The organism is Flavobacterium anhuiense (assembly GCF_900101855.1).
GTDB classification, from domain to species: Bacteria; Bacteroidota; Bacteroidia; order Flavobacteriales; family Flavobacteriaceae; genus Flavobacterium; species Flavobacterium anhuiense.
Map to the genome: position 1 here is coordinate 273,226 of NZ_FMVC01000007.1, position 21,184 is coordinate 294,409.

The window sequence follows — 21,184 nt, forward strand, 5'->3', positions numbered from 1 at the left end:
AAAGTATAAAACCTATGAATTCAAGATTTACAATAGTATACATAATATTGCTCCAAATTTTCTTTAATAATACAGCATCAGCACAAAAAGCAAAAAACCTCAACGGAACACAAATCGCATTTTTATCTGATGTGCATTTACAAGATTTATTTGGCAAGCTTTCAGACTCTGATTACAAAGGCGTTTTGAATCAGAAAACGGGTCAATATACCTTGCTTCGAACCATGTCATCTCAGCTACATTCTACACGAATTTTCAATGAAAACTATTTTGCATTTATAGCTGCTTTAGAAGATATCGCAAAGCGAAAAATCAAATACGTGGCGCTTCCCGGAGATTATACCGATGACGGTCAACCGATTCACGTTCGCGGATTAGCCACAATATTGGACCAATATACCAAAAAATACGGAATAGAATTCTTCATCACAACAGGAAATCACGATCCAGTTGGGCCTTTTGCTCAAGAATCTGGAAAAGAAGATTTCTTAGGAAATGATGGTAAAAGTCAGCCCATTTTTAGCAAAGACGGCCTTTATAAGCCCAATTTAAACATCGAACAGCCAGTAGTTGTTACAGCCGATATTGCTAAAATGGGTTATTTAGGAATTACAGATCAGCTTCATGATTTTGGTTTTCATCCCAATAAAAAATACAAATTCTGGGCTACTCCATTTTCTTCTTATACAAGCAAAAATTATACATTCGAAAAAGCTCTAGAAAGTTCAAAATTGGCAAATCGCGTATACGAAGTAGCTCCAGATTACGAAGTTCCAGATGTTAGTTATGTCGTAGAACCTATCGACGGACTTTGGTTAATGGCTATTGACGGAAATGTTTATATTCCGAAGAAAAATGCTTCTGCTGAAAAAGATTCTAAGAATTACAGCGAAGCCAGTACAGGTTACAACAATGTGCTTTCTAACAAAAAGCATCTCATAAAATGGGTTGAAACGATTTCGGCGGAAGCCAAAAAACAAGGAAAAACCTTGATCGCTTTCAGCCATTTCCCAATGATTGATTTTAACAATGACGCTTCCGCAGAAATAAAAGAATTGCTTGGCCCTAACAAATGGCAGTTAAACCGTGTTCCTGTTGAAGAAGTCGCACAAGTTTTTGCAGATGCAGGATTAAAAATTCATTTTGGCGGACATATGCATATCAACGATACGGGAGTTCGAACTTCTGCAAAAGGAAATACTTTGGTTAATATTCAGACGCCATCGCTTGCGGCCTATATTCCCGCTTATAAATTATTGACTTTCAAAAAAGATAATCTTGTAGATATTCAAACTATTACTATTGATGATGTTCCGAGATACAACGAACTTTTTGATTTGTACAAAATGGAGTATCAGTTTTTGGAAAGTCAGAACGCACAAGACATTTGGAATATTGATATTTTAAAAACGAAAAACTATCACGATTTTACCGATTTCCATTTGAAAGAATTAGTTCGCCTTCGATTCTTAAAAGACGATTGGCCTACTGCTTTCAAAGATTTTATATTGAATGTTTCTGCGAAAGATTTACTGGTTTTGGCCAATATGCAATCGGATAAAGATTTTGATTTTATTCTTAAAAACAAAGATCAATTTCAAAAACAATGGAATGAAGCTAAAGCTAAATCTGAAAAAGTTCTATCTCAAAACAATCTCAAAAAAGAAAATTTTAAGTGGACGGGTTATGATCTTCTAATAGATTTTTATCGTTTTAGAAGCGCCGACGAATTAGCTTTAGCCGATGTTGGAATTCAAAGAGCAAAAGAATACAAAGTCTTATCTCATTTATTTTTAGAAGGTTCTAAAGCAGATCTTTCAAAAGACACTGCGCTGCAAAAACAGATGAAATTATTTCTTATTATCTTCAATAAATTTATGCACGAAGTTCCAGCAGATCATTTTACAGTTGATTTGAAAAATGGTGAAGTAAAAAGTTTGAAATAACTTTGTAATTTAACCGCAAAGAACGCAAAGTTTTTATTATTTGAATACACTTAAAAACGTAAAGTTCGCAAAGCTATATGGATAAAGCTTTGCGAACTTTTCATTTTATAAAAATTTAGCTCAAAAAAACTTAGCGTGCTTTGCGTAAACCTTAGCGCTCTTTGCGGTTAAACTTAAAACTCTGCGCTACAAAAAAGGCTATCTAAAAAGACAGCCTTTTAATCACATTAAAACCTAAAATTTAATGTATCTAAAACCATTATGGCAAATGGGTTAGTATTATTTTTTAATAAAACGTCTTACCGTTTTGATTCCGTTTTTCTCTACTGAAATCAGATAAATTCCTGTTTTTAAAGTAGAAACATCAATACTGTTATTGTTTACAGTGTGAGAGAAAACAGTTGCTCCGCCTTCTGTGTTAATGACATTTACATTTCCGCCAGAAACCTCTGTACTAAAGAAAAGCTGGCTTTCAGTTGGATTTGGATAAACTTCCAAACTTGCAATTGATTGTTCTGTAGTTGGCGCAGCTGTTCTTGCCGTTGAACCCGATTTTGTTATTCTAAACCAGTTGATATTAAAACCAGTATTTTGAACATAGATTCCAAAATTATACGTTCCTGCATTTACGTTTACGGTTTGCGTAATCGTCTGCCAATTTTGCCATCCTCCTGTATTTGGAACATTTATGGCACCAAGCTGAATCGTTCCTGCATTTAAATCAGATGATAATCTACCGCCTGTAACCGCACTTGAAACGCGATATTCTATTTGATATGAACCAGAAGTTGGAAAATTAATATTGTAATACGCCATCCAGTCTCCTGTATCGCAATATCCAACGTTTAAACCTCCACCTGTATCAGTTGTTGCTTCGGTTTGAACCCCACTCATCGTATTGTAATTTTCGGCTTGAATTAAAGTTCCTGTTCCTGGAGAAGTACCTCCAGTAATTACCTGATTAATGGCATTTAACAAAGATTTTGTTCCTGTTGCATCTTGAGATAATTCCCAAATCATAACTCCTCCCGCATTCTGAATAGCAAAAGTCGTTTTTTGTTTGATGGTTGGAATTCCGTTATAATAAATCGTATTTCCTACCTGATCTAGATTTTCAGCTCCTGGATATTGCGCTACGATATTCGCATAAGAAATTCCCTGATTGGCAGAAGCGCCAAAACCGTAGCCATAAAACGGAAGTCCAATAATAGCTTTACTTGCTGGTAATCCTCTTCCTGTCCAATAATTAAATTGGTTTACCGCCATGCTGTAAGGAGAATGCTGACCCGGATTGTTTGGCGCCCAAGGCCCAGTTGCATCATAAGCCATAATGTTGATCCAGTCGTAAGCCGCAAAAGTAGATGAAGGTACATTGGCACCACCATATCCTTCTGAAAGCGCTGCTGAAATCAATTTGCCATTGGCATGCAGTTTATTAGCCAAAGCGATTACAAATCCGCCGTAATCTCCGTTAATTGCTGGACCTTCCAAATCAACGTCTACTCCATCAAAATTGTGAGCCACTACATAATCGTAGATTTTCTGGATAAAAGCCGTTCTGTTGGCTGGCGTTATTAAATTAAAATAATTATCGCGAATTGGTCCGCCTTCTGAAACAGAACCTCCTCCTAGCGATACAAAAACTTTAACGTTTTGGGCATGCGCCGCATTAATAATGGCATTACTTCCTGAATTAAAACTTAAGTAACCATTGGCATCAGGATTTTCGAATGCAATATTAATATGCGTCAATTTACTGTACTGAATCGTACTTGAAAAGGCATTCAAATCAATCCAGTTCGGAACATAAGCTATTACTTTCTTTTGGGCCGAAACTAAATTAAAAGCCCCCAACACTAAAATAATCATGCATTTCTGCAGCATTCTTCGGTAATTGTTTTTCATAATAATTGTTTTAATAGATTAATAAACTCGTAAACATGGGACGGTTATTTGAGTTATATATTTTGATTTAAGATTTAAGATTTCAGACTTTAGATTTTTTGATTTGATTTATAATCTAATACCGTAGAACTAACACTACGTAAATTATAATCTAAATTTAAAGCCTGAAATCACTTTAAAACTATTTCTTTATGAATCGCTTGATGGTTTGCTTACCATCTTTCTCAAAAACTATAAAATAGATTCCTTTTCTAAGATGCGAAACATCAAAACTATTGTTGGTTATTTTTTGTGAAGCCAAAGTAGTTCCAGTTTGAGAATCCACAATTTTTGCAGTTCCTCCAGAAAGATCTGTGGTAACAAAAAGAGTATTTTCTACTGGACTTGGGTAAACATTTAAAACCGTTTCTTCTGGTTCTTCTACTGTTTCAGCTGCTGCCATTCTTGCTGTTCCTGCCACTTTTGTGATTTTAATCCAGTTAATATTCATTCCCGTATTCTGAATGTAGATTCCGAAATTATACGTTCCTGCATTTACATTTACAGTCTGCGAAACAGTTTGCCAATTCTGCCAACCTCCAGTATTCGGAATATCAACATTTCCTAAAACAATTGCTCCTGCATTCAAATCAGAAGATAATCTTCCGCCAGTCACAGCGCTTGCCACTCGGTATTCAATTAAATAAGATCCTGTTGTCGGGAAATTAATATTGTTATACGCTAACCAGTCTCCAGTTTCTGTATAACCAACATTTGAACCACCGCCTGTATCTGTAGTTGCTTCGACTTGAATGCCACTCATTGCTGAATAATCTTCTGCTTGAATCAATACTGAAGTTTGTGAACTTGTTGCGAGAACTAATTTCCACTGTCCGCAAGTTTGGTTGTTATTATCCCACTGCTGAACAATTGCGCCAGAAGCTGTACTTGCTCCTGCAACCTCAACAATTCTTCCGCTATGACGGGCAACAATTTTATAATAGCCATCTCCAGTAGAAACTAAAATAAACTGCTGATTTGTTGTGGCGTTATACGGATACTGCTCTACTCTTGCACCATTGGCCTTATTAAAATTATTGATATCCATTGACATACCGCTATGGTTAGCAATGATTTTATACATTCCGTCTCCTAAATGCGTAAAAGTAAATTTCTGATTGTTTCCAGAATTCAAAGCACCTTGATTGATTCCTGCTCCGTTTGACATACTAGAATTCCAAACATCCATGTATAAACCACTGTTTCTGTTTTGAAGAAAGAAAGTCTGATTTCCTAAAGTTGCCGTTCCGTTTGCAATCACTCTGATCGAACTCACTTTATCATTCCAAGTGGTATTCAAACAAGAATTATCAGAATTGATTACGGTTGAAGCACCTCCAAAATTATCGTCTTGATATAAAATGGCTTGATAACCTTGAGTGATTTTAAGTGAAGAAATATCATCATTCAAAACTCCTAAAGAATTCAAACGAGCCAGATTATAATCTCCAATTGTTAATCCGCCTGAGAATCCTGTATAATTGCAATCTTTATAAACGGTAATAACATCTGTTGAAGCTGGAACCGAAGGTGTTGTAAGTCCGTAATAACCTCCAAATGTTGCGATAACTTTGGTTGGCTGTGGCGAATGAAGCGATGGCGACTGATCGGCTACATCATCATAAGCAAATCCATAAGCTAGATTATCAATATTAATTCCCGGTAAATGCCAGAATTTAGAATAATGATTGGTTGGGTTTGTTTGATAATATTTCGATGCGTCGTACCAATTCTGTTGTCCTGGATTTGCCGTTGTAGTATTTACCACATGTCGATTAATTGCGGCTGTCAATTGTGCCTGAATTACTAAATCCAAATCTCCGTCAACCAATCTTCTATCCAAAACACCTTTTCCTTCAAGAGCTTCCTGCGTCGTTGGTCGATTTTGAACGCGTCCAGTTCTTCCGACAAAAGCTCCAGACTGTCCAACCATTTCTAGTTGTTCGCCAATAACTCTTCCTTTAAAAACTCCTGCATCTCCTGCATAAAAAATTAAATCTTCATTTTTGTATTTGTTCCAAATGGCGTCGATATACGATTTTAAATAGTTTTCATACGGTCCTCCTTGTGCATAAGCTGGAGTTTTAGATGGAGCAGTAATTTCTCCCGTTGCATCATTTACACAACCTTGAAATTCTGCTGGAACATTCGCTTTAAAAGCGGCAACAATATCAGCATGTTTTTTCAAATCGCCTACTTTCTTTTGGTAACCATTTGCGCCAAATAATTCCAATCCCATTGGATATTTGTATGAATCTACTCTTGTCGGATTTCCGAAGAAACCGTATTGATTATTAGTCAATTCGATCATTTCATACAAAATTCCCTGATTTGGATCTGTAGCATTCTGCGGATTTGGCGATGCATATCCTGAAGGCGCTCCGCTGGCACCGAAAAAGTAAAAATACAATTGTGAGCCTTTAGAAATAAAAACTCGGCACCCCGCAATTAAAGGTAAAGTGAAAGTTTTGTTTGGAATTTCACTTAGCTTGGTAAAACAAGCGGCATATTTTGAGTTTTGCCCGGGACCTGTATTTCCGCCATAAGTTGGTCCTGTAACGGTATTGTAAGAAGCACTCATTGGCAAAACCTGACTTGTTTTTGCATTTACCCAAACATGGTTTCCTGTGGTATAGTCAATTCCGACAATCGCCACATAAAGATCGCTGTCTGCAAAAGTGGAATTATTACTTATCGTAAAAGGAACTGGCCCCTGACCGTACATAAAAGTCGAAAACACTAGAAACAGTGCGGTCAGAATAGAAAATCTTTGAAATTTATTGTTTTTCATATCTAAATAATTTTGGGGTTACATAATAATTAGATTCTAAAACCAAAGTCATTTTCAAATGACTAAATGATCCGCTAGGTGCAACTGGTATGCCCTCCTTGAATTGCACCCAACGGATTTAAAATTATTTCTTAATCAGCTTTTTGCTCCAGCTTTTCTGGTCCGATTTGAAGTTTAAAATGTAGATTCCTCGACGAAGTCTGCTTACATCAATTACACTCTCATTTCCTTGAAGCTTATTTTGCAGAACCAGATTTCCTGTGTTGTCGTAAATCGTAATGACTTTATTGTTTAAGTTTTCAGGAGATGAAACTTGAACATAATTAGTCGTCGGATTCGGATATACTGCAAAAATAGCTTCTTCTGTTTGAGACTGTTCCTCAACATTCAAAGCCATTCTAGCCGTTGATGAAGATCCGTAAGCTTCAATTTCATACAATGAATATCCATAAGGAGCCAAAGCTTTTGCGGTACATAAAATGCGTAAATATCTTCCTGTTCCGCTTACCGCTAAATCGTCAGTTCCTCCATCGCTTGTCGTTTGCGTACTGATGGTTTCATTTTCTGTGAAAACATTATCTGTCGAAAGCTGTACTTTATACTGAGTTGCATAAGCTGCTTCCCATTTTAACACCACACGGTTAAGAGTATAATTACTTCCTAAATCCACATAAATCCATTCGGTTGCATTCGCAAAAGAACTCGCCCATCTTGATACTGTTCCGTCTCCGTCTGTAGCTTTGTTTGCTGAAAGTGTTGCATTTTCTTCTGTAGAAGCCGTTGCAGTTTTGCCTAAAGCTAAATTCACATTCGGATTTGCTGTAATATTTCTAACCGTTACATCACTGAAAACTCCAGTTGCCAAAGTTCCGTTTACATGAGAAGTAACTGCCATTCCCACATAAATTGTGCTTGCCATTGCAATTGTTTTTGGAGTTCCAACTTGTGTCCATGTTGTTCCATTATCTGAAGAGTAAGAAGTAAATACATTTCCAGATCTTACTAAACGGATCCATTTTGGAGCCACTCCTGTCGTAACTGTAGCAGTTGTTGCTCCTGAAGTCGTATCACGGGTTAAAAACTCAATTCCCGCCGCGGCGCTTGCATCTGTCATCGCATGTTTTGAAGTCGGTGTTAGCGTTTCACGGAACATTACTCCTGCTTTTGCGTACGTGTTGGTATTGGTTAACGAATTTACTTTAGCAATAATTTCAGCATCTCCAGTAATAGACTGATTCACAAATTGAAATTGATCGCTTGTATCCCAAATATCATTTCCTGCTCCTTTAATGGTAAAAGTACCGTTTGAGTGTGCCGCTTCTCCTGCTGGCGTAACTGCACCTAAATCGGTGCTAATCCAAGGCGAAGGCAATCCTGCTGAAGTTTCTGTAGGGACTAAATTTAAAGCTCTTAAATTGTCAAAATAATACGTGTTTCCAGAGTTAGTTCCTGGCTCAAACAAGAAAACAAAACGGTTTACATCAGCATCTGGCGTCGAAGCATCTGGAGTACTTACATAAGTAAAAGTAATAGTATGCCAAGCATTGCTTTGTTTTACAACTCCCTGATAAATACTATGTCTTCCAACAGGATAATTGGACGGAACCGAAGCGCTGCTTTCTACCTGCCAAGAAATTATTGATCCAACTGGTGCAGAAGTGTAAACATCCATCGCAAACTTTTTAGTTCCCGCTTTAAAATCTCCAATGTTGTTTAAAGTCGTATTGAATGAGAAGTTATCATACAATTCTGTTGATTTACGAACATATTTTCCAACATTAGAAGAAGTATTAATGCCGCTTGCATTTGGATTTGCCGTATTTGGCGTATAAGTCCCAATCGCATCTCTAAAAGTAATATTGTGAATCGTTTGATAATCTTCATATACCACACCTGGCGTAAAAGTATCTGGAAGTTTAGTCGAACCAATTCTGATATTATCAAAATAATAGGTATCGCTTGTGTAAGAACCTGAATTAAACAATAAAACCATTTGGTTCACAGCTAAGTTTGAAGTTCCAGCATCCGGACTGGAATTATAATAGAAAGTTAATGTTTCCCATTGATTTTGTTTGGTTGTAATGGCTACATAATTACTATTTCTTCCTGTCGGATAATTGGCTGGAAGCGAAGTCGCGCTGTTTTCAAAATTCATGCTTACAACCGTACCAATTGGTGCTGTTGTATACACATCAATCATAATTTTATTGGTTTGATTTTTAAATAAACCAGCATCTTCGATTGAAGTTTGTGTATTAAAGAAAAGCACATCGTACTGCTCTGATGCATTTCGGACATACCTTGCCACATTTGCAGAAGAGTTAACTGAATTTGAACCCGGATTTGCCACAACAGAATACGTTCCAGTTGTAGTTCCTTTTATGATTTTATTGGCTCCATCATAGTTTTGCAGAACGTCTGTTGCTACAATTGGTTTTTCTGGCGCTGCTTTTGTCAGCAAATTATCAAAATAATACGTTGCTCCAGAATTAGAATTTGATTCAAAAAGAATCACTACATTATTAATCGCCAAAGCACTTGTATTTGGATCGATTACTTTTTCGAACTCAAATTCAATGGTTTCCCATTTGTTCTGAACTGTTGTTGTTGCTTTAAAACCGCTATGTCTTCCTAACGGATAATTGGTCGCTGTCGTTACATTGCTATTTTCCAGCTGCATGGATATTTTTGTTCCAACAGGAGCCGAAGTATAAATATCAAACGACAATCTTTTTCTTCCGTAAACATAATCGTTCGCATTCGTAATCGTTACGTTTCTGATATTCAAAACATCATACAATTCGCTTGAATTTCTAACGTATTTTCCAACCAAAGCCGATGTGTTAATTCCTGTTGCAGAAGGATTCGCAACAGCTTCTGTCAAAACTCCAGTTTTTACAGGATACAATACATTTCGATTGCTTTGAAAATCTTCATGTATTTTTTCAACTGGCAAGGCAGGTTCGGTTGTAACCGCCAGTTTGTAGGTATTGACATTACAGCCTGAAACTGTTGCCGCTACAGAAACATCTCCTCCAGAAGCTCCCCAATTTACAGTAATCGAATTTGTTCCCTGTCCTGATGCAATTGTTGCTCCCGCTGGAACAGTCCAGTTGTAGGTCGCGCCCGCAATTGCATTTACAGAATAGGTTTTACTAGTTTCATTTTGGTACACTTTGTTATCGCCTGTTACCGCATATTTAAAACTCCCATCGTAAACACGAACATAATCGACTTGTAATTTTGCTGGGAAATCGGCAGGAATAGGCTCAACTCCTACACCGTTTACTCTCGTGTAAGGCGTTCCATAGCTTCCAACTGCTAAATTCAGAATAATATAAAAATTGTTGTCATTAAAAGGCCATCCTCCATTTACCGTTGTATTTGGCGTTGCAGTGTGAAATAACACATCATCAACAAACCATTTAATGATATTTGGACCCCATTCTACAGCATAAACATGAAAATCAGTCGATAAATCAATTGGAGAACTGTAACTTCTTCCTGTAAACTGATAGCCACCGCCATCGTAATGAATAGTTCCATCTATAGATTTCGGGTTTCTATGTTTGGCTTCCATAATATCAATTTCTCCTGTAAAAGGCCAGTTTCCTCCTACTGGCAGCATCCAAAAAGCTGGCCAAGCGCCCATTCCGTTAGAAAGTTTCATACGCGCTTCTACTCTTCCATATTTAAGCGAATATTTTCCTTCGGTAGTTAATTTTGAAGAAGCATACGGCTGATCAGGAAATTGTGAACTCGGCGCATATTTTGCTTCAATATTTAAGTAGCTGTTTGTCCCTTCTTTTACAATTGTTGCCTGATTGGGATCGTAGCGCTGTGCCTCAGCATTTCCAAATCCGCAAAGCGACGGGCATCCATTTCCTGAGATGCTTTGCCATTTGGTCAAATCTACCGTAGTGCCATTAAATTCATCAGACCAGACAAGCGTATTACATTGGGCCTGAGTTTTAAGAAATGGCAGCAATAAGAATAAAACTGCCAGACAAAATTGTTTAAATAAATAAGAATTGCTTTTCGGTGGTCGGCCGAAAAAAAAGTCATTTTGCTTCATTTTTGATAGGTTTTTAGTTAGTAAATGTTATTTCATCAATACATTCAATTTGAAAAAGCAGATCGTATTTTCTGACAATAACAGCGCAATATTAACTAAAAAATCAGGCAAGACTTACATTTTGGAGTACGGTTTGACTACGGTACTATCGAAGAAATGTAACAAATCATCGATGAAATGCATAAAATCACTTTAAATTCCATTTTTCCGAGAAAAATTAAAAATTAAGAATGAATTCGGTGATATTCGTATCAGACGGAAGCTGTAATTTTTTACGAATGCGATAACGGGTATCTTCGACCCCACGAACAGAAATTCCCAAAAGCGGAGCAATTTCCTTCGTATTAAAGTTCATTCGCAGATAAGCGCACAAACGCATATCACGAGGAGTCAATTCTGGATAAGTCGATTTCAACCGCTGCATAAAATTGTCATGCAGCTGATTAAAGATTTCTTCAAATTCGTTCCAATGTTTGTCTCCCTGCAATTCGTGATCAATCAATTTATTGATTTTTGTCAGCAGGCTAAAGTTTACATTCGGATCATTTTTCTTATCAATCTGTCCAATCAAATCTTTAATAGAAAGCAAAATTTCATTTAAATGAATCAAATTGACCGTATTTGAAGCCACCTTAGCATTTTTAAGATTTATGGTCGTTTCAAGATTTTCTCGAATAATAGCCATATTCTGCTGTTCCAATGTGAGTTTCTGTTCGTTAAGTTCGGCACGGCTTCGGAGCAATTCCTTTTCCTGATTCTCTATCAATTGACGACGTTGACGCTCCGCAACAGATTTCTGATATCTAACAATTAAGTAAATTACAATGCTATAAAGCGTAAAATAAAATAAGTAAGCCCAAAAAGTTCTATACCAAGGCGGTAAAATTTCAAAGTGAAAAACGGCTTCTTCACTCACCACATCATACATATTTTTTGCTCTTACATGAAAGACATATTCGTTTTCGGGCAAATTGGTATATTCTTTCTCGGTCTGAAGACTATAATCTGACCACGTTGGTTCAAAACCTTCTAGCCAATATTCATATTTCGTCGCATCGGCATCTTCAAAACATAATGATGCAAAAGAAAAATGAAGCGCATTACTAGAATATGGCAATACCGTTGAAAGTTTATCATTTTCTGATCCTGTTTTATTAGGCAAAACATCATAACGGCTGGAAAACAATAGGCTGTCTTTAGGAAAAATGCATTTTACTTCAGAAATAAGAGCTTTATATTTTGTTTGATATTTCTTGTTTTTAATAGCACTGTAATGAATCAAACCTTCTTGCGTTCCAAAAAAAACATCACCTCCTTTTGTAGTCTGAATATTTTCAAAACCAGGAACATATATATAACGAAGTTTTCGAAAAGGAAGTTCTTCAATCTTAAAGCTTCCATTTTTCTGCCTGCTCATTTTCCCAGTATTTTCGCCAGAAATGTACCAGATATTATCCTGATGGTCTGGTTTTAATAATCGAATATGATTTTCTAACCCCAGATATTTTTTGAAAACTGGATCTGGAATCATTTTTTTAGAAGACAAATCCTGTCTGTAAACGCCTTTTGTTGTTCCAAATAAAATCTGATTATCCACTTTAAATGTATTCAAAAACAAACTCGACGGAAATCCGTTTTTATCATTATAAAACTGAATATCCTTAACGGAATCAAATGTCGCGTTGAATTTGAGTTTATAAATTCCTTTGTATCCGTGCGCAATCCAAATGTTTCCTTGTTGGTCGGTTTCCATAATTCTGCTGCTTTCATCAAAACCTTTTATACGATGCTGAAAAACCCAAGAACCATTTATTTTTTTCAAAAGATACAATCCTGTATAACCTCCAACAAGCAGTAAATCAGAATGATTTGGAATTAGAATTCCTTGCCAAGCGCCATCAATTTTTGCCAACGCTTTCGCGGAATTTCCACTGATTTCAAATATTCCGTTTTTCTCAAAAGCTAGTAATGAATTACCAAAAACTCCCACATTCCAGACATTTTCAGACATTCCAGAAATGTGCTGAAAGGTTACATTTTCTCTTTTTCCGCTTTTGTAAGCTTCCCAATCCAGCCAATACAAACCGTTGTCGGTACCGATATATAATTTATTTTGGTAAATCTGACTGCAATAGATTTTGGTCTCAGAATTAGTGCTGTCTATAATTTTAGACAAAGGAGATGAAATCTGAATCAATGAAATTCCGCCTTTGAGCGTCACCCACAGATTTCCTTCCTTATCAATTTTAAAATTGGTCACATATTCATTCTGAAGTCCCATTTGTTTATCAATATGCTGAATCAAATGTCCTTCACCGTCTATAACTATCAACCCAGATTGACGGGTTCCGATTCCGAAATAGCCATCTGAAAGCTGAATTCCTGCCGAAATCTGATTCTGCTTCAGCAAATGATCCACTTCTGTTGCAAATGGTTTAATTTGATTTTCATCGAAAATGAAAAGGCCATTTTTTTGAGTGAATAGCAAAAGTCCGTTTTTGGTTTGAAAAATCTTTCGAACCTGTAATCCAAGAAACTTCTGGCCATTTTCTACTGGAACTAAAGCATCGTTTTTTAGTTTTAATAATCCTTTTTCGTTATCCGAAACATAAATTTCTTTCCCAACTTCGAAGAAATCATCAAAAGCTTTTTTAGCATTTATGACCTTGATTGTATTATTCTTATAAATAAAAAGCCTTTCATAGGAGAAAAAAATCACTTCGCCATTTCGAATGACCGTATGAAGCACATCACCAAAATTTCTAGCAGTTTTAGGAAGCAGTTTTACTAAAGAAGTGTATTGATATTGTCCGTTTGGAAGCTGAATTACAAACCCGAAATCGCCTTGAGCGCCAACATATATTTTATCCTTTCTGTCAATTGCCATAGAACGAACCATGCTTCGATTTTCTGGCTGCGTCACAATCGCCCAGCGAACACCATCAAACTGCATGATTCCAAAATGGTTGGCAAAAAACATCATGCCTTTAGAATCTTGCAAAACATCCCAATTTTCCGATGCAGCTTTATAAGCTTTCGGACTATAATTGGCTATAAAGGGAACTCCAATCTTTTTGATTTGGGAGTTGGTAATCGAAGAAAATAATAGGAATAGAAGTAAAATTCTGGTTTTAAATTTCATCATTCTGTTGCGGGTCTGTAGGTTAGTTTTGTGATTTTTTGCAATCACAATCCGGAAATGCTTCTTTGGGAAAAGTCATTTTCTAGACAAAAACATTCTTTCTTTTTAAATGTGTAAATAACAATTATTCATTATTATTAAAGCAAAAAAGAGAATGTGGAAATTCAAATATATAAAATTTTATTTTATTGCAACAAATTACATTTTAATGAGTGAATTTGATAATTAGAAAATGTGGCAATGAGAAAATTAAACTTTGTCAAAGTGCAAAAAGATGTTCTTCATTCCGTAAGAATATCTGGTTGGTAGATTTTCGAATTAGATTCAGAGTTACACGTTCCGTAGGAACGTTTGAACATACGTATAACATTCATTACGCAAAAACAGGTGTCCCTACAGGACACTATGCAAATGCGTTTTTATTTTTCTACCGACCAAATATTCCTAACGGAATAATTTAATCGTAAAAACAATCCCGACAGGTTTTTAAAAGCTATCGGGTTTAACTTGAAACTTGAAACCTTAAACTTGCAACAAAACTAAAAACCTAGTTTCTCGCTTAATTCCTCATACGAAGTAAAAAGCTCTGCTCCTTCTTCTTTTAAATCCTCATTATTGAAACCATTTGCAAAACCATACACTTTAAATCCGCCGCTTACTCCAGCTTTTACACCTGCTTTACTATCTTCAACAACAATACAGTCTTTTACCTCAAAACCCATTGCTGCCGCTGCATGAAGAAATATTCCAGGTTCTGGTTTCCAGCTTCCAATTTGATACGAACTAAATATTTTATTTTCAAATCTATCCAGCAATCCTGCCACTTCAAGATTCAAACGAATTTTATCTACCGGTCCACTCGAAGCAACGCAATATGGAATTTCTAATTTTTCTATATTTTCGATAAAATCTATAATACCTTCCATTGGTTTTACCTGAGTTTTAAAAGCTTCAAAACTCTTTTCGCGATATTCGGTTTCAAAATTTTCTGGAAGTTTCTGATCGATTGCTTCTTCAATATGTCTGAAACAATCTTTTAAGTTTCGACCGTTAAAATGACGATAGGCATCTTCCAATTCCATTTCAAATCCGTGTTCTTGAGCCATTTCCAGCAATATTCCGTTGCCAATTTTTTCTGTATCGACCAATACGCCGTCACAATCGAAAATAATACATTTAACCATTTTGTTGATTTTCATTTAATTATATAATCTCCCGAAATAAAAATCAGGAAATGTAAATTACGAAAAATAATCTATTTCATTCTCAAAGCTTTTCTGCTCATTTTCAAAATTATGTACAGAATTACCCCTATTCTGTATTTTCAATTCCGTTTTGATTTGTACTTTTATAGTCTATCAAATCTAATTTTTGAAATATTAAAAAACTGAGAATTTTGAAAAAACATCTTTTTATCATAACCATTCTGACAGCTAATTTTGCTGCTTTTTCTCAGAATAAAATCATTACCGTTACCAACAATTTGAAAGTTGACAGAGAATTTGAAACTATCGAATTGACTAAAAAATCACTTGGATTACATGCAGATTCGAAACTTGAAAATTATGCCGTAAAAGAAATTGGAAGCAATGCTTTCTTAGAAACTCAAACAGTAGATAATGATGGCGACGGAAAAGCAGATGTATTGCTTTTTCAGCCTAAAATCAAAGCTTCTTCAAAACAGGATTTTGAAGTTATAGTTGGAACAAATCCTTCGGCTTCAAAAGAAATCAGCTGTTATTCTCGCTTTGTTCCAGAACGCACAGATGATTATGCTTGGGAAAACAACAAAGTCGCATTTAGAACTTATGGTCCTGTAGCTCAAAAAATGGTGGAAGATAAAATTCCTGGCGGAACGTTAACTAGCGGAATTGATGCGTGGCTAAAAAGAGTCGATTATCCAATCATTAATAAATGGTACGAAAAAGCTACTAACGGAACAGGAACGTATCATAAAGATACCGGTGAAGGTTTGGATAATTTTCACGTTGGTGACAGCCGTGGTGTGGGCGGAATTGCTGTAAATGTGGACGGAAAATATTATTTTTCTAAAAATTTTATCAGCTGGAAAACTATTACAACGGGGCCAATTAGAACTAGTTTTATTTTGACTTATGCAGATTGGGATGCAAAAGGAAATAAAATAACGGAATCGAAATTAATCAATTTAGATTACGGAAGCCAGCTTTCGCGTTTTGAAATCAATATTACAGGAACCAAACAAATTGCTGCTGGATTAACGCTTCACGATAAAAAAGGAACTATTGGCACAAATCTAAAAGAAGGTTGGTTGAGCTATTGGGAACCCATTGACGATTCTGAAATCGGAATAGGTTTAGTTGCTCCAAAAAACACTTTGTTAAGTTTTGACAATCACATTACTGATGAAAAAGATTTAAGCAATCTCTATGGAAATATTTCAGTAAAAAACAATAAAGCCATTTATTATGTTGGTTTTGGATGGAAAAAAGGAAGTCCGTTTCAAACTAAACAGGAATGGGAAAAATATTTGAGTTCTTTTGCTGAGAAGATCAATAATCCTTTGATTGTGAAGGTAAAGAAATAATGGTTTTGCCACAAAGACACTAAGGCACAAAGATTTTGTTTTCTGGATGAAGATAACCAATGGTTTCAACCATTGGAACGCAATGTAAATCACAATACCTTTCCCAAGGTTGAAACCTTGGGCTATGTTCGCCTCTTTTTGTTTTAAAAAACTTCACGCCTTAGTGTCTTTGTGGCAAACAACTATCGCTTTACAGGAAAATAATTCTCCTTCAAAATAATCTCCAGCGGAATATAATGTGTTCGTTCTGTTTCTTCCTGAAGAACCATTTTTTTATACAAATAATTAATTCCCAAATATCCCTGTTCTTCTGGCCTTTGATTGATTAAAAAATCAATTACGCCTTTATTTAAATATTCGATATTCTCTTTTAGCAAATCAAAACCAATTATTCGAACACCTTTTATATTGTTTTTTTCTAAAAACTGAGCTACAATATACGCTCTTGAATTGGGCACAAAAACACTGTTTACTCCAGAAAACATTTCCAAACTCAGCTGATCAATTCCTGAATCTTTCAAAGTTACTTCTGAGAATTTAAAATGAGTCAATTCGTTATGATCTTCAAAATAAGAGTAAAATCCTTTGATGCGCTGCTGATAAACCGAAGTGCTTTCAATCTCGCGGGTAATTTTAAAAATCAGAACTTGTCTTTCATTTTTCACGGCAAAACTGATTAATCTTCCAGCTAAATAGCCACTCTGAAAAGCGTCCTGACCCACATAAGCATGCTGGTTTTCTTCAGAAATATTCGAATCGATCATCACAACCGGAATATTTTTCTTTTCATATTCTTTTAAAAATCGAACCGAATCCTCATAAAAAATTGGAGCAAATAGCAAACCGTCACAATCAAACTTCATTATTTCCTGAGCCGTTTCCTTAAAAGATGCCAGATTGTAATCGTAAAAAAAGTAGTCCAATACGATTCCAAATTTGCTAAACTCCAAAGCTGCTTTTTCAATACCTTCTGCCTGACTTTTCCAATATTCTAATGTTTCAGATTTTGGAAGGAATACTGCAAAATGAAATTTCTTATTCAGCGCTAGATTACTTGCCAGAATATTTCGCGTATAGCCAAATTCTTCAATAATCGCATTGACTTTGTCAACGGTTTCCTGAGCCACTTGTCCGCGTTTGTGTATAATCCTATCCACTGTTCCAGCAGAGACATTAGCTAATTCGGCAATTTTTTTAATTGTTATGATATTGATTCTTTTTAAGTTAAAAATATAAAAGCAGTAGGGTAAAATTAATTTATTTTGTCAAAAATAAGTTGTTTTACATCACATTTTGCATACATTTGTAAAATACCGTGTACGCACACGCAAATATACACATAACATCAAAAAACCAAAATAAAAACCGTACAAAATGATAATAGACTCATTACATAATGCAGCAAAATACTACGGTCTGCACCCCAATTTCAAAAAAGCTTTTGATTATGTAAACCAAAATGATATTGCCAATCTTGAAGAAGGCACTTATGAAATTGGCGAAGGTTTAAAACTTATCGTAATTGTTGGCGAAGGAAGCACGAGGGAAGAAAGCATTAAAGGTTTTGAATGTCATGATAAAAACATCGATATTCAGATTTCTATTATTGGTCCAGAAACCTTTGCATGGAAACCTAGAGAAAAATGCATCAGTCCAAATGGAGATTATAATGACGAAAGAGATGTTCGTTTCTTTCATGATAAACCAGATATGTTTTTTGAAATAAAAGAAAAACAATTTACAATCCTGTTTCCAGAAGACGTTCATTCGGCTATGATTGGAAGCGGTCCACTGAAAAAAATTGTTATTAAAGTAAAAATATAATTATGAGCAGTATTCAGAACTCTATAGATGTCATTTTAAAACAGGGAATGCTGCCGCTCTATTTTAATGCTGACGAAAGCAAAAGCATTGCCATTTTAAAAACACTGTACAATGCAGGAATCAGGGCTGTAGAATATACAAGCCGTGGCTCTGAAGCACTTTCAAACTTCAAAAAAATGATTGAAGTAAGAAATGCTGAAATGCCTGAAATGCTTTTAGGAATTGGTACCATCAAAAATTTAGCCCAAGCAGAAACGTATTATTTAACTGGTGCTGATTTTTTTATAAGTCCTGGATTTGTACCTGAAATAGCTTCGTTTTTAGTGGCAAAAGAAGTTCTATACGCCCCAGGCTGCATGACTCCGACAGAAATTATTGCGGCTGAAAATGCTGGTGTAAAATTCATCAAACTTTTCCCCGGAAATATTTTAGGATCAGATTTTATGAGTGCCATAAAAGATGTTTTTCCAAATTTAATCTTTATGCCAACAGGCGGTGTTGACACTACGAAACAAAGCATTGAAACTTGGTTTAACGCTGGTGTTTCTGCTGTTGGAATGGGTAGCAAATTAATTAGTAAAGAAGTAATGGAATACGGCGCTTACGAAACCATCGAAAAAGAAACTAAAAGGGTTTTGGAACTGATTGAAACTATCAGAAAATAAATTCCAAATTTGAAAACCCAGTTTGAACTGGGAGACTAACTAAATCAAAAAAAATAAAAATTAATTATATAAAAATGTACTTTATTTCCAAATTGGAATTTAGGATTTAAAGTATTGAAAATTAAAAATTAAAATGGATTCAATATTTAATTTAAAAGGAAAAATTGCATTAATAACAGGCGGCGCTGGTGTTCTGGGAAGCCGATTTGCAAATGTTTTGGCGCAGCAAGGCGTTGTTGTCGGAATCGTTTCGCAATCATTAGAAAAAGCTGAAAACACAGTAAAAGCAATCGAAGCAAACGGCGGACAAGCATTTGCTGTTCAAGCAAATGTTTTAAACAAAGAAGAACTAGAAAAAGTAAAAGACTTAATTGTTGAAAAATACAGCCGCTTAGATATTTTAATCAATGCAGCTGGAGGTAATATGCCGGGCGCAACAATTCAGCCAGATCAAGCAATTTATGATATGAAAAGCGATGATTTACAAAAAGTTATAGATTTGAATATTATTGGAACTATGCTTCCAACTCAGGTCTTTGCTGAGCTTTTCGCTAAACAGAAATCAGGAAATATCATCAACATTTCATCTGCTTCAGCGCAAAGACCTTTAACAAGAGTTGTGGGTTATTCTGCTTCAAAAGCGGCAATCGACAATTTCACACAATGGATGGCGGTCGAATTGGCTCAAAAATATGGCGAAGGACTTCGTGTAAATGCTATTTCTCCAGGTTTTTTTATTGGCGAACAAAATCGCGCTTTATTGTTAACTCCAGAAGGAAAACTAACGCCAAGAGGCGAAAAAATCATCGATCATACGCCAATGGGAAGATTTGGAACTCCAGAAGATATTGACGGTGCTCTTTTATTTTTATGCAGTGACATGTCTAAATTCGTAACGGGAACTATCTTAAAAGTTGATGGCGGATTTGCCGCAACGAGCATTTAAAAACTAACTCACAAAACAACATAATACAAAATGGAACAAACATTAAGATGGTTCGGACCAAATGACCCTGTTTCTTTACAAGACATCAAACAAACTGGCGCAACTGGAATTGTAACGGCTTTACATCATATTCCAAACGGAGAAGTTTGGAGCGTCGATGAAATTATTAAACGAAAAGTTGAAATCGAACATGAAGATGGAGACCCTAAAAAAGGCCCTTCTGGTTTGACTTGGTCGGTTGTAGAAAGTATTCCGGTTCACGAAGACATTAAAAAGCAGACTGGAAATTATTTGCAATACATTGAAAATTATAAAGAAAGCATCAGAAATTTAGCTTTATGCGGCATCAAATGCGTTTGCTACAACTTTATGCCGGTTTTAGACTGGTCAAGAACAGATCTTTCTTATACGGTTGAAGACGGTTCAAAAGCTTTACGTTTTGATATCAATGCTTTTGCTGCTTTTGAATTGTTTATTTTAAGAAGGCCAGGCGCAGAAAACGAATATTCTGAAGAGCAGAAACAAAAAGCAAAAAGCTATTTTGAAGCCATGACTCCAGAAGATAAAGTAAAATTGCAGCAAAATATTTTAGCGGGACTTCCAGGAGCTGAAGAAGCTTATACAGTTGAAGATTTCTTGGTAACCTTAAGTGCTTACAATCATATTGATAGACAGGCTTTAAAAAATAATCTGTTTCACTTTTTAAAAGAAATTATTCCCGTTGCTGAAAGTAAAGGCGTATTGATGGCGATTCACCCAGATGATCCTCCTTACCCAATCTTAGGCTTGCCAAGAGTCGTAAGTACAGAAGAAGATTTGATTGAGTTAATGAATGCTGCTCCTTCTAAATCAAACGGATTTACAATGTGTACAGGTTCTTACGGTGTTCGCGCTGATAATGACTTGCCTGGAATGGTAAGACGTCATGGCGATAAAATGAATTTTATTCACTTAAGAAGCACACAGCGCGACGAAGAAGGGAGTTTCTACGAAGCAAACCATCTCGAAGGCGACGTTGACATGTACGAAGTTGTAAAAGCAATTTTGGAAGTAGAGAAAAGAAACAACAGCACTTTGCCAATGCGTCCAGATCACGGACACCAAATGCTGGATGATTTAAAGAAAAAAACAAATCCGGGTTATTCTGCGATTGGGCGTTTAAGAGGCTTGGCAGAATTGCGCGGACTTGAAATAGGGATTAAACGATCTTTATAATTTTGTTTGCCACGAAGGCGCTAAGGCGGGAAGTTTTTAAGTTCTGTTTGTCATCCTGACGAAGGAAGGA

The 21,184-nt window shown here is 35.8% G+C and carries 12 protein-coding genes; 6 read left to right on the forward strand and 6 right to left on the reverse strand.

The genetic code is table 11. From position 1 onward, the window contains the following. Positions 1-14 precede the first annotated feature (14 nt). Positions 15-1,946, forward strand: coding sequence for a metallophosphoesterase family protein (locus BLP44_RS18810; RefSeq protein ID WP_091135160.1), 1,932 nt, complete (start codon positions 15-17; stop codon positions 1,944-1,946). A gap of 279 nt (positions 1,947-2,225) precedes the next feature. Here the strand turns inward: BLP44_RS18810 and BLP44_RS18815 are convergent, their stop codons facing one another. The 5 genes from BLP44_RS18815 to BLP44_RS18835 all read right to left on the reverse strand — a co-directional run bounded on the left by BLP44_RS18815 (position 2,226) and on the right by BLP44_RS18835 (position 15,097). After that, complete coding sequence (locus BLP44_RS18815; protein WP_091135161.1) at positions 2,226-3,851, reverse strand: glycosyl hydrolase family 18 protein; 1,626 nt, start codon at positions 3,849-3,851, stop codon at positions 2,226-2,228. 181 nt (positions 3,852-4,032) lie between these two features. Next, positions 4,033-6,681, reverse strand: a complete 2,649-nt coding sequence (locus tag BLP44_RS18820) for a beta-1,3-glucanase family protein (RefSeq protein WP_091135163.1) — start codon at positions 6,679-6,681, stop codon at positions 4,033-4,035. Between the two features lie 124 nt (positions 6,682-6,805). Beyond that, entirely contained in the window at positions 6,806-10,756 is a 3,951-nt protein-coding gene (locus BLP44_RS18825; protein WP_091135165.1) for a family 16 glycosylhydrolase, read from the reverse strand. Between the two features lie 217 nt (positions 10,757-10,973). After that, positions 10,974-13,901: a triple tyrosine motif-containing protein gene (locus BLP44_RS18830; RefSeq protein WP_244511815.1), complete on the reverse strand. Its 2,928-nt coding sequence runs from the start codon at positions 13,899-13,901 to the stop codon at positions 10,974-10,976. Between the two features lie 536 nt (positions 13,902-14,437). Beyond that, positions 14,438-15,097 carry an HAD family hydrolase gene (locus BLP44_RS18835; protein ID WP_244511816.1) on the reverse strand — a complete coding sequence of 220 codons (660 nt, stop codon included), beginning with the start codon at positions 15,095-15,097 and terminating at the stop codon, positions 14,438-14,440. A gap of 197 nt (positions 15,098-15,294) precedes the next feature. On the opposite strand from BLP44_RS18835, the gene BLP44_RS18840 reads away from it, so the two are divergent. Continuing rightward, the gene (locus tag BLP44_RS18840) at positions 15,295-16,464 is read left to right on the forward strand and encodes a DUF4861 family protein (protein WP_091135167.1); all 1,170 of its coding nucleotides are present in this window, start codon (positions 15,295-15,297) and stop codon (positions 16,462-16,464) included. 182 nt (positions 16,465-16,646) lie between these two features. On the opposite strand, the gene BLP44_RS18845 is transcribed toward BLP44_RS18840, so the two are convergent. Next, entirely contained in the window at positions 16,647-17,717 is a 1,071-nt protein-coding gene (locus tag BLP44_RS18845; RefSeq protein WP_317040797.1) for a LacI family DNA-binding transcriptional regulator, read from the reverse strand. 121 nt (positions 17,718-17,838) lie between these two features. On the opposite strand from BLP44_RS18845, the gene BLP44_RS18850 reads away from it, so the two are divergent. The 4 genes from BLP44_RS18850 (at position 17,839) to uxuA (ending at position 21,114) form a co-directional block, all read left to right on the forward strand. Then, complete coding sequence (locus BLP44_RS18850) at positions 17,839-18,288, forward strand: NanQ anomerase/TabA/YiaL family protein (protein ID WP_008467583.1); 450 nt, start codon at positions 17,839-17,841, stop codon at positions 18,286-18,288. A gap of 2 nt (positions 18,289-18,290) precedes the next feature. After that, entirely contained in the window at positions 18,291-18,953 is a 663-nt protein-coding gene (locus BLP44_RS18855; RefSeq protein WP_091135171.1) for a bifunctional 4-hydroxy-2-oxoglutarate aldolase/2-dehydro-3-deoxy-phosphogluconate aldolase, read from the forward strand. Positions 18,954-19,086: 133 nt separating this feature from the next. Then, a complete protein-coding gene (locus BLP44_RS18860) occupies positions 19,087-19,899 on the forward strand; it encodes an SDR family oxidoreductase (RefSeq protein ID WP_066034275.1) in 813 nt (270 codons plus the stop codon). A gap of 30 nt (positions 19,900-19,929) precedes the next feature. Then, positions 19,930-21,114 carry a mannonate dehydratase gene (gene uxuA / locus BLP44_RS18865; protein ID WP_091135173.1) on the forward strand — a complete coding sequence of 395 codons (1,185 nt, stop codon included), beginning with the start codon at positions 19,930-19,932 and terminating at the stop codon, positions 21,112-21,114. Positions 21,115-21,184: the final 70 nt, after the last annotated feature.